This window comes from Mesorhizobium sp. NPDC059054 (assembly GCF_042739215.1).
GTDB lineage: Bacteria > Pseudomonadota > Alphaproteobacteria > Rhizobiales > Rhizobiaceae > Mesorhizobium.
Map to the genome: position 1 here is coordinate 192,942 of NZ_JBHYHV010000001.1, position 11,148 is coordinate 204,089.

Annotated in this window: 7 protein-coding genes; 6 read left to right on the forward strand and 1 reads right to left on the reverse strand. The window is 62.7% G+C overall.

Features of this window, described 5'->3' with window-relative positions; all coding sequences use genetic code 11:
• Positions 1-4: 4 nt before the first annotated feature.
• Both ACFWXH_RS00915 and ACFWXH_RS00920 read left to right on the forward strand, forming a co-directional pair.
• The gene (locus ACFWXH_RS00915; protein ID WP_379116702.1) at positions 5-2,278 is read left to right on the forward strand and encodes a TonB-dependent receptor; all 2,274 of its coding nucleotides are present in this window, start codon (positions 5-7) and stop codon (positions 2,276-2,278) included.
• 11 nt (positions 2,279-2,289) lie between these two features.
• Positions 2,290-3,543, forward strand: a complete 1,254-nt coding sequence (locus ACFWXH_RS00920; protein WP_379116705.1) for an MFS transporter — start codon at positions 2,290-2,292, stop codon at positions 3,541-3,543.
• Positions 3,544-3,563: 20 nt separating this feature from the next.
• On the opposite strand, the gene ACFWXH_RS00925 is transcribed toward ACFWXH_RS00920, so the two are convergent.
• Positions 3,564-4,751: an MFS transporter gene (locus tag ACFWXH_RS00925; protein WP_379116707.1), complete on the reverse strand. Its 1,188-nt coding sequence runs from the start codon at positions 4,749-4,751 to the stop codon at positions 3,564-3,566.
• 145 nt (positions 4,752-4,896) lie between these two features.
• On the opposite strand from ACFWXH_RS00925, the gene ACFWXH_RS00930 reads away from it, so the two are divergent.
• The 4 genes from ACFWXH_RS00930 to ACFWXH_RS00945 are packed head-to-tail and all read left to right on the forward strand — an operon-like array spanning position 4,897 to position 10,846.
• Complete coding sequence (locus ACFWXH_RS00930) at positions 4,897-6,624, forward strand: IucA/IucC family protein (RefSeq protein ID WP_379116709.1); 1,728 nt, start codon at positions 4,897-4,899, stop codon at positions 6,622-6,624.
• Entirely contained in the window at positions 6,621-7,694 is a 1,074-nt protein-coding gene (locus ACFWXH_RS00935; protein WP_379116711.1) for a GNAT family N-acetyltransferase, read from the forward strand. Before ACFWXH_RS00930 ends, ACFWXH_RS00935 begins: the two co-directional genes overlap by 4 nt.
• Positions 7,691-9,511, forward strand: a complete 1,821-nt coding sequence (locus ACFWXH_RS00940; protein WP_379116713.1) for an IucA/IucC family protein — start codon at positions 7,691-7,693, stop codon at positions 9,509-9,511. Before ACFWXH_RS00935 ends, ACFWXH_RS00940 begins: the two co-directional genes overlap by 4 nt.
• An 18-nt stretch (positions 9,512-9,529) precedes the next feature.
• A complete protein-coding gene (locus ACFWXH_RS00945; RefSeq protein WP_054309265.1) occupies positions 9,530-10,846 on the forward strand; it encodes a lysine N(6)-hydroxylase/L-ornithine N(5)-oxygenase family protein in 1,317 nt (438 codons plus the stop codon).
• The last annotated feature ends 302 nt before the right edge of the window (positions 10,847-11,148 follow it).

The following is an 11,148-nucleotide window of genomic DNA, read 5'->3' on the forward strand; positions in this document are numbered from 1 at the left end:
ATAAATGCAGAAGCTTGTCGTGGTGTCGTTGCTGTCTTCCTCGATCCTGGCCGGGCCGGCCCTTGCGCAGAATGCGCAGAAACCGGTGCTTGCGCAGGACGCGCAAAAACCGGCGGACAACAATGCGACGATGCTCGACAAGATCATCATCACCGGGCGCGACGATCGCTCGATTTCCAGCGTTGCGCAGTCGGTGCAGGTGATCGACCAGAATGCCATCGGCACGGCGGTCGGGCAGGGCGAAAATGCCTCCGACCTGATCGCACGTCTGGTTCCGGGCTACGCGCCGCGCAACGAGACGATTTCGGGGGCTTCCGAGACCTTCCGCGGCCGCAGCGTCCTGATCATGGTCGACGGCGTGCCGCGCAACACGCCACTGCGCGACGTGTCGCGTATCCTCGCCACCATCGACCTCGACACGGTCGAGCGTGTGGAGATCATCAATGGCGCCTCCAGCCTCTACGGGGCCGGCGCCACGGGTGGCACCATCAACTTCATCACCAAGCGCGGCACCAGCGAAACGCCGAAAGTCACGGTGCGCACCGGTGTCACCGCCTTCACCGAAAACTTCGGCAAGTCGGCAGCACCCAGCGGCAATGTCCAGGTCGAGGGCCGCAGCGGTGACGTCGATTATTTTGCTTCCGCCTCGGGCAATTTCAGCCGTCGCACCTATGACGGCCACGGCAACGAGATGGCCTCCGACGCCATGCTGGGGCAGGGCGGCAGCGATCGCACAGGCTGGGGCGATCTGTCTGGCGTGATCGGGTATGAAAACGGTTCCAAGCGCATCGAACTCAGCGCCGACTGGACCTATGCGCGCCAGAAGGCCGACTGGTTCACGGACTACCTGAGCAATCCGGTCAAGCCGAACTTCTCCGACGCCTACACCGGAGAGCCGCTCATCGAGGATTCCAAATACCTGACGGCCAAATACACTGACAGCGATTTCGCGCTCGGCAAGCTCGAACTGAAGGCGTTCTACAACGACATCTTCAAGCAGTCGCCCTTCACCAAGTTCTCCAGGGTGAACTCCCAGGTCTATCTTCCGACCAACCCGGCGCGGCCGACGCTGCTGCCGATCAATCGGGACCCGACCGCCTCCTTCAATCAGACGGCGCTGGAAGTGCAGCGCTCGGGCATCAACGCCACCGTCAATACGCCGGTCGACTTCATCACCCAAGGCAGCACGCTGACCTGGGGTTTCGATTTCACCCACGATCAGACCGGGCAGACACTTTTGAACGGCCAGGACGCCATTTCACCGTCCGCGCAGAATTCCATAGCCGCCTTCGCGCAGGCCGAGGTGCCTGTCACCGAGCGTTTCCGCCTGCAGGGCGGGGTGCGTTTCGACCAGTTCTATCTCGATGTCGACAACTTCAAGCGTCCGGCGGCCGCGGTGCTGGTCGGGTCGAACCTCGTCGGACTGCCGGCGATCGACGTCGTCGGCGGATCGTTCGACTACAACGCCACCACCTTCAACGCCGGCGCGGTCTTCGACATCATTCCGGAGTTGCAGGCGTTCGGCAACTTCTCGCAGGGTTTCAGTCTTACCGACATCGGTGGTTTCACCCGCCGTGCCGGTCTCAACACCAACGCCGAAACCTGTGACGCCTACGGCACCAGCATCCGGCCGCTTCTGCCCTGCACCAATGCGCCCGACTACCGCATCAGCTATGCCGACATCGCGCCCGAGCCGCAGGTGGTCAACACCTGGGAAGGTGGCCTGCGCGGCGACTGGGGCAATGTACGCGGCGGTGCCAGTGCCTACCTGTCGACCTCCGACAACGGCGTCAATTACGACATCGCCGCCAACCGGGTGTCGCAGCAGAAGGAGCGCATCTGGGGCTTCGAGGCCAACGCCGAATACGACATCAACGAGATGTTCACTCTGGGCGGCTCGGTCGGCTACGTCGAAGGCAAGTACGACGCCAACAGGGACGGCAAGATCGGCTCGAACGAATATCTGCCCAACAACCGCATCCCCACCACCTACAAGGGGCTGGCTTATGTCGTCACGCATTTCGACAACAATCTGACGCTGCGCACCGAACTGGAGATGTTCTCCGGCCGCGACCGCATCGCCAGCCAGGAGCTGGATGGTGCGATCCTCGCCAATATCGGCGTGACGAAGAAATTCGCCGGCGGCCAGGAACTCAATTTCGCCGTCCGTAATCTCTTCGACACCTATTATGTCAACCCGACCGCATCCGCGACCCGTGGGGCTGACGTGCCGGGGCTTGGCCGCACCATTGCGGCATCCTTCAAGGTCACGTTCTGAGGGGCGACGGCATGAGCGCGGCGGAATTCCCAAAAATCCAGGAAAACCGCCCGCGGCTCAGGCTCTTCGCCGTGCTCGGCGGCCTCTATCTGGCGCAGGGCATCCCATCCTACCTGTTCGCGGCGGCGATCCCGCCGATCCTGCGCGAACAGGGTGTCTCCCGCACCGCCATCGGCATGCTGTCGCTGCTGATGCTGCCGCTGGTGCTCAAATTCCTGTGGGCGCCGCTGATCGACCGGTATCGTCCCTTCGCACGCGCTCACCGAGCCAGCTGGGTCATCATCACCCAGCTCGGCATCATCGCGGCGTTGTTCGGCATGCTTGCCGTCGAGCCGACCGATGTCCGGGCGATCTTTGCGATCGGCTTCTTCGTCGCCATGCTTCTGTCGACACAGGATATCGCCACCGACGGCTATGCCGCGAAATATCTCGATCCTGCCGACCGGCCGATCGGCAATGCCATCCAGGGCGGTTCAGTGGCGCTCGGCGTCGTCATCGGCGGCACGCTGGGGCTTATTCTTTATCATCGCTACGGCTGGGACATTACGATCGTCACGATCGCCGTGCTTTCTTTCATTCCGCTGGTGGCCGCGCTCGCTATGCGCGAGACCGACCCTGCCGCTGAGAGCCAAGCGGCTCTGACCCGGCCTTCGATCCGCAGCTTCCTGGCAAGGCCAGAGGCGCGGCGGATCCTGTGGATCGCCTTGGTCTACCGCGCCAGCGAAGGCCTGGTGAAATCCATGGAGGGCGCCTATCTCGTCGATGCCGGCGTGCCGCTCGACTGGATCGGCTATCTTTCCGGCGGTGCGGCCGTCACCGTTGGCCTCGGCGGTTCCTTCATCGCGGCGCTGCTCCTGCGCAGATATGGCTCGGCGTCTGTCCTGGCGCTGCTCGGCGGCCTGCGCACCATCTGCTTCGCCATTTTCATGCTGCACGCCTTCGCGCTGTTCACCGGCGCCGCGCCGATCTTCGGCGCGTCCTTCCTGCAGACGATGGTGCGCTACATGGAAATCGTTGCGCTCTACAGCCTGTTCATGTCGGTGACCTCATCTGAGCAGCCGGGCACCGATTTCACCATTCTCTCCTGCGCCCAGCTCATCGTCTATCTGGTCGGTTCCATGCTGGCCGGCCGGCTGGCTGACATGTTGGGCTACGGCCCGCTGTTCGCGCTGGCGACCGCGATTTCCGGTATCGCCGTGATCATGACCTACGGCATGCTGCGCAGCGCTGCTGCGGCTGAATGCCCGGCGGAGGCCGTCTCATGATGGCGCGCGGGTCGATGGCTTCATCGCTGCATACCGCCACGCCTGTCGAGCATCGCGGCAATAGCGGCGGCAGCAAAAGCCAGTCCCGCGCAGCCCAACAGCGGCAGCTCCGGTGCCAGCTGGAAGGCAAAGCCGCCCATCAGGGCACCGGCCGTCTGGCCGACGATATGGGCGCTCGACAGCCAGCCGGCGGCGGCGCCTTGTTCGTGGTTGTCCACGCGCCGTGCAAGCCAGGCCGTGTAGGCGGGCGTTGCCAGCGCGGTGCCGAAGCCCGTCGCCATCAGCGCCAGGGCGCCGACGCTATAATTGCTGGCGACCGTGAGGCCTGCCATTCCACCCACTACCAGACCGGTGCCGGCCAGGATGCCGTTGCGCTCGCTCCAGCGCAGTCTGGGCAATACAAGTGTCTGCACAGCGATCATCGTTACAGCCACCAGCGCGAGCGCGGCGCCGGTCATGGCCGTCGCCTGCGCGGCGTCGAGACCGAGCTTCCACTGCAGCAATGGCCCGAGCATGATCTGCACCTGTCCAAAGCCGGCGGCCATGCAGGCGCCGATCAGCAGGAAAGGCAGGATCCGCCTGTCGAATGGCGAGAGCTTGGGCGAACCGACCTTCGCATCAGCCTGAGGTGCTGTACCCTTCGGGGCCAGCCACAGCAGGAGCGGAGCCAGCGCAAACAGGGCGACGGTAAGCTGCGCGGTGATCGCGGCAGCGGCGCCGGCCACCGAACCCGCGAGCCTGCCGAAATTGAGGCCAGCACTCAGCAGTCCAAAGGCTGCCTGCCGGCGACAGGCATCGACGCTGCCCGCGAGCCAGCCCTGGGCAGTGGGCGTCACACCCGCTGCGGCAAAGCCGTAGAGCAGGCGCGAAACGATCAGTCCGGCGACAGCGATACCGTAGGCGGTTGGTCCGGCCAGCAGCTGGATCACCAGCAGTGCCTGTGCGACCAGCATCGCCAGCCCAAGCAGACGGATCATGCGGCCATGGCCGATACGGCCGCCAGCGCTGCCCCACAAGGGTGCGCCGATCAGGAAGGCGAATGTGCCCGCGGCCACAGCCAGGCCGAGGTCGAAGGTCGTCAGCCCGAGCCGAGCCATCACCAGGGGCACCAATACGACAAAGGCCGATTGGCCGAAGCCGATCGACATGGCGCCGAGCGCCAGGCGCCGCGTCAGGTTTGTTTCTTCGAGAGAGGAAATGGAGGTCATCACAAGTGGAGGCAAGGTTCTTCAGAGTTTGATATGCTCAATTCCACAATAAGTATATAATTGCAACTGCTGCGAGTTAAAACAAATGGACACCGTTACTTACGCAGAAGATAGAAGTAATATTGCTCCATCTGTCGATAGATTATTGAATTCTCTTGTCCGGGAATGGAAAGGATGCCGTTTCGATCGCGCCGAATGCTACGGTATCTCCGCTGGAGCCAAAGAGGTTCTTGTTCTTGATCTGCCAGCCACCGGCGCGGTCGTTGTCGCGCCACTGCGTCATCGGTCATGCGTCGGCTATCACGGTTTCGACGGCCGGATCTGGCTTCTGACCGACGGCAAGCCGGATCCCGTTGAAATCGAACTCTTCGATGTTCTCGCCATGCTGTTGCGCGAGGAAGACATCCGCGGCCGTTCCAGCAGCGCCGGCAGGCTGAACTTGCAGAGGCGGGCGGCCGCCAGTGTCGCCGCGATCGCGCAGACCGCCGCAATACGAGGTTCTGCACGACCGTTTGCTGGCGGCGTGTCGGACTTCATCGAGGCGGAAAGCGCGCTGCGCTTCGGTCATGCCGTCCATCCCACACCGATGAGCCGCGATGAGTTTTCCGAAGAAGACTCGCGCCGCTTCGGCCATGAATATGGCAGCGCTTTCCAGCTGCGCTGGTGGGCCGTGCATCCGGATGTTTTTGCCTGTGGCAGTGTCGAAGCGCACGACGTCAGGGAGATGGTGCAGGGACTCACGGGAGAGGACGCTGTCTCGCTCGTTCGGAAAGCCGAAGGCTCACAGCTCTTCCCGATGCATCCCTGGCAGGCTTCGCGGCTGATGCTGGTGCCGGCCATGCAGGGGCTCTTCGCGGCGGGTCTGGTGCGCGATCTAGGGCTCGGCGGATCTTCATGGCGCGCGACGACGTCGCTGCGCACGATCCATTCTGCCGACAGCGCCTGGATGCTGAAATTCTCGCTCGACCTCAAGCTCACCAATTCGCGCCGGGTCATCGAACGGCGCGAATGCGACCGGGGGCTTTCTGTGCACCGCCTGGTCAAGGGCACGTTGGGCGGGAAACTGAGAGACGTCTGCCCGACATTGACGGTACTCGGCGAGCCGGCGTGGATGGCATTGCGCGATGGACCCGGCGGCGCGGTGCTCACCAGCACCATCGTGTCCTTCCGCGAGAACCCGTTTGTGCGCGATAGCCCGCCCAAGGCAGCCGTGTTGGGTGCCTTATGCGAGCGTCACCCGGGCAAGGCGGAAAGCCATCTTTCCGACCTCGTCCGGTTTGTTGCGAAGCAGGAAGGTCTGGAACTGTCCGTGGTCGCGGAGTGCTGGTTCGAACGTTTCCTCGATACGGCGATCGAACCTTTCTTCCTTGCCTTCTCGGAGTTCGGACTGCTGTTTGGCGCGCATCAGCAGAACGTCGTCGTCGGGCTGAATGACGGCTGGCCCAGCCATCTCTATTTCCGCGACTGCCAGGGCACCGGCTATGTCCGGGAGTTCCTGCCGATGCTGCGGGAGCACCTGCCGTCCGCAGGTGGCAAGGGCGACCACGTCTTCGATGCGGAGGCGGCTGCCCGCTTGTTCGGCTACTACCTCGTCATCAACGGGGTCTTTGCCGTCATTTCGGCACTCGCCGATGCCGGATTGTCCAGCGAGGAGGCATTGCTTGCCCGCTTCCGCCTGCTGCTGGAACGGCTCGCCGCGCGGACACCCGCCAGCCCGGCCTGCCTCGATTATCTGCTCAATTCCCCCACACTCGGCAGCAAGGGCAATTTCCTGTTTTCGTTGAAGAACACCAACGAGAACACGGAGGTGACTGATCCGCTCGCCGGTTACGTCCAGATGTCAAATCCGCTTTTCACGAGGAAGCCCGCATGAACATCCAACTGAGAGAAAAGCCTAGCCAAACCGATGGCATTCTTGCCGTGACCAAACACTACCTGGGCTCGGACGACGGCGCGTTCGAAGTCCGGTTTGACGGCAACAAACTGAGCCTGGTGTCTCCTGCCGGTGTCTGCATCGCGCAGGCGGCACTGATACGGCACCAAGCCAATCTGCTCCTCGATGACGTCGTCTTCGAGATAGGCCGTCACGACCAGCCGCAGATGCTGGCCGCGCTCGCCGATGCGGTCTTCTGCCGCTTTCCCGACGCTGGGCAGCTCCTGTTGCCGCCGGTCGAGGAGGTCTGGCCGGTCATCACGCTGGCGACGGCTTGCACTGCAGATCCTGTCGCCGGCAAGTTGCGCACGGTTCTCAAGCGGTCTGCGCTGCGGCAGTTGCCCTTGCTCTGGCGCAAGCAGGCTTCGCATCTGACCTATCCTGCCGTCGAAACATCGATCGGTCCGGCCGATCGGCTGCCGCCGTTGCGTTCACCACGCCCCAACGGCGTCATGTATGAGCGCTGGCTGCCCGAGATCGACTTAACCTTGTCGTTCCGGCCGATCGATCGGCGAAACGACCTCGACCTTTTCCATGAATGGATGAATGACGGCCGCGTCTCCTTCTTCTGGGAACTGGCGCAGAGCCGGGAGGAACTCGACGGCTATCTCGCCGCGCAGGAACAGGACCCGCATATCTTCGGTGTCATCGCCAGCTTGGACGGCGAGCCGAGCGGCTATCTCGAATTCTACTGGGGCAAGGAAGATCGCCTCGGGCCTTACTATGAGCCGACCGATTACGATCGCGGCTGGCACGGTCTGATCGGCAACAAGCGGCATCTCGGCAGGCCGAAGACGATGGCGCTGTTCCGTTCGGTGACCCACTATCTGTTTCTTGACGACCCGCGCACGCAGCGCATCGTCGGCGAACCGCGCGCAACGAACCATAAGATGCTGAGCTACTGCGCGCATGCTGCCTACGACAAGGTCAAGGAATTCGACTTCCCGCACAAGCGGGCCATGTTCGTCTGCTGCCAGCGCGAGCGCTTCTTCAGCGAGGTGCCCCTGTGAGCGGGCACTTCATATCACTCGGTCCTTTGCCCAAAGGGCGGGCCGTCACCGGCGAGCTCTGGAGTCGCGCCAACCAGGCCATTCTGGCGCGCGCCATCCCGGAATTGATCTACGAGGAAGTGTTGCCCGTTCGGTCGATGAACGCGGCCGGCAGACATTGGGAAGTGCCGCTCGGCGTAGTTGCCTATCGCTTCGAAGCCGAGCGTCGCATCTGGGGTCAGTTGTCAATCAATCCGGAAACGCTGGTACGGGTCGCAAATGGCGATGAGACGCTAGTGGATGATGCCGTTGCTTTCTTCGTCGATGCGCGTGCCGTGCTCGAGATTTCGGCGTCCACCCTCAGCACCTACGCCAAGGAACTCTACAGCACGCTGATGGCGGATGTGCGCATCCTTGCCGAGCGTCAGGCCTTCACCGCCTTCGACCTCGCCAGATTGCCGGACCTCGACCTGCAGCGTCTGCTCGACGGCCATCCGAAGGCGCCGGCGAACAAAGGCCGCATCGGCTGGGGGCTCGAGGCTTTCGAGGCCTATTCGCCCGAATTCGTGTCCGAGTTCCAGCTGTTCTGGATTGCCGCGCAACGCACGCATCTGCGCTTTTCGGTCGATCCCGACATCACCGAAGACGCTTTGCTCGACGCAGCCCTCAATCGGACCGAACGGGTGCGGCTTGAGGCTGCCCGCGACGCAGCAGGCGCGTCTGCCGACACGCATCTGCTGGTGCCTGTCCATCCCTGGCAATGGCAGGCCATGCTTGCTGCAAGCTATGCCGGTGAGGTCGCTGCCGGGCGCATCGTGCCGCTCGGACAGTTCGGCGACTATTTTGCCGCCCAGCAATCGCTGCGCACGCTGGCCAACGTCTCGCGGCCGGAGGCGTTGCACGTGAAGCTGCCGCTCACCGTGCTCAACACCTCGGCATGGCGTGGCGTGCCCGGCAAATACATGGACATAGGCCCGCTCCTGTCCCGCTGGCTGGCCGATGTGGCTGCCGCCGATCCCGTGCTGGAACCGGCTCATATCCTCGGCGAAGTGGCCGGCGCCTTTTATCCGCACCCTCAGTTCGAACGCATCGAGGCCGCGCCTTACCAGCACCTGGAAATGCTGGGCGCGATCTGGCGCGAGAGTCCGCTCCAGAACCTGCCGAAAGGCAGGCGGCCGATGATGATGGGCGCACTTGCGCAAACCGATGCGCAAGGCCGCCCCGTCATCAGCGCCTTGATCGAGCTTTCGGGGCTTGGCCACGAGGTCTGGCTGGAGCGTCTGTTCTCCAGCGTCTTCGTGCCGCTCTATCATTTCCTGTGCCGCTACGGTGTCGGTTTCATCGCCCATGGCCAGAACATCACCATCCTCCTCGAGGGGGATGTGCCGGTCGGCGTTGCGGTCAAGGATTTCCAGGGCGATCTGGACCTGGTCGATGCCGATTTCCCGGAACTTGCGACACTCGACCCGGCGGTTCGCGCCACGTTGAAGCGACGCCCGCCGGCGCATCTGCTGCAGCATCTGCAGACTGGCCATATTGCCAGCGTGCTGCGCTTCGTCTCGGCTGCGCTAGCCGATTTCGACGGGCTGGATGAGGCGGTCTTCTATCGTGTGCTCGCCGACTGCGTCGTCTCCTATCAGGCAAAGCACCCCGAACTTGCGGAGCGTTTCCGTCTGTTCGATCTGCTCCAACCGAAAATACCGCGCATCGCCATCAACAAGGTGCGCTTTGCCATCGGCTATGGTGACGCCGGCGAGCGACCTGTCCCCGCCCTCGGCACCGAACTCGACAATCCATTGTACCTCGGCCTGACCATCGGCCGAGGCAAAGCGGCCTGATCAACAACGGAGCTGTCCATGACATCCCCAGTCCTAGACCTCGCAGGTATCGGCATCGGTCCCTTCCACCTGAGCCTCGCGGCGCATCTCGATGCAATCCCTTCCGCCGATGTGTGTTTCTTCGACGACAAACCGGCCTTCGACTGGCATCCGGGCATGATGCTGGAAGGCGTTGAACTGCAGACATCCTTCATGAAGGATCTGGTGACGGCTACGCTGCCGACCAGCCCCTGGAGTTTCGCCAGCTACCTGGTTTCGCAGAAGCGGTTCTACGAATTCCTCAACGCCGATTTTGACGCGATCCCACGTCGTGAATTCGCACGCTATCTTTCCTGGGTCGCCTCCGGTCTCGATAATCTCCGCTTCGGGCGATCCGTGCGCGAGGTCCGTTTCGAAGAAGGAGTTTTCCATGTTCGCTTCGATGCCGAAACGCGCCTGGCGCGCAATCTGTCGCTCGGCGTCGGGCTGAAGCCGAACATTCCCGATTGGGGGCAGGCAGCGCTGGGTAGCACCTGTTTCCACACCAGCCAGGCGGCCTACCGGCTGGGTGGCTTGAAAGGGCGGCGTATCGTTGTCATCGGCGGTGGCCAAAGCGGTGCCGAAATCATGCAGCATCTGCTGTCGCAACCGGAGGCGGCGGACCAGTCCATTGCCTGGATCAGCCGTCGGCAGAATTTCCAGACTTTGGACGATTCTCCCTTCACCGACGAGTTTTTCACCCCGCAATATGTCGAACGGTTCCATGCGTTGCCGCGCTCGCGCAAGCAACCAACCGTTGCCCAGCAGAAACTGGCCGGCGACGGCATTTCGGCTTCGACGCTACGGGCGATCTACCAGAAGAGCTATGCGCTGCGTCACCTCTCCGGCAAGGAACACGATCTCGCCTTCCTGCCGCATCGCGAGGTTCTCGACCTGCGCCATGAGGGCGGTGAGTTCCGCCTCGTCATGCGCAATGGTTTCGACGGCAGTGTGGAGATGGTGAGCGCCGATGCCGTCGTACTCGCCACCGGTTATGTTTTCACAGTGCCGGAATTCCTGGCGCCGCTGGGCGAGCGGCTGGATCTCGACGAACGTGGCCTTTATCAGCTGCGTGAGGATTTTTCGGTGGAATGGGACGGACCTGAGGCCGCGCGCATCTTTGCGCTCAATGCCGGCCGTCACAGCCACGGCATCGCCGAACCACAGCTCAGTCTGATGGCATGGCGCAGCGCCGTCATCGTCAATGCCTTGCTGGGGCACGAGCATTTCGATCTCGATCTTCGGCCATCGGCAGTGAAATGGGTAAACGATTCTGCGGAAGCACTGTCGCAGATGGCGCAGGGAGCCACCCTCTAGGACATGGCAACTGCTGAAGGGTCGCCGCATTAGGCGATATGTGACGATTGAACAAGCGCTTGCCTCGCAAGCGCTTGTTTTGTTTTGATTTTATCGACGGGCGCCCAGGGCGGAAAGGCGCGGACCTTCCGCTAGTGCATGTGTGCTAATGGCCGCCACAACCCTCAAAAGGCTAGATCGCGCCGTTGCGGTTTCAAGTGTGGTCGTCGGGCGGGCGGGCTTCGACGGTCATGTTTCATTGTTCGGCGACGAACGCTTTGCACTTAATGAGGGACGTGTCTTGATCGGAAATACGATCGGAA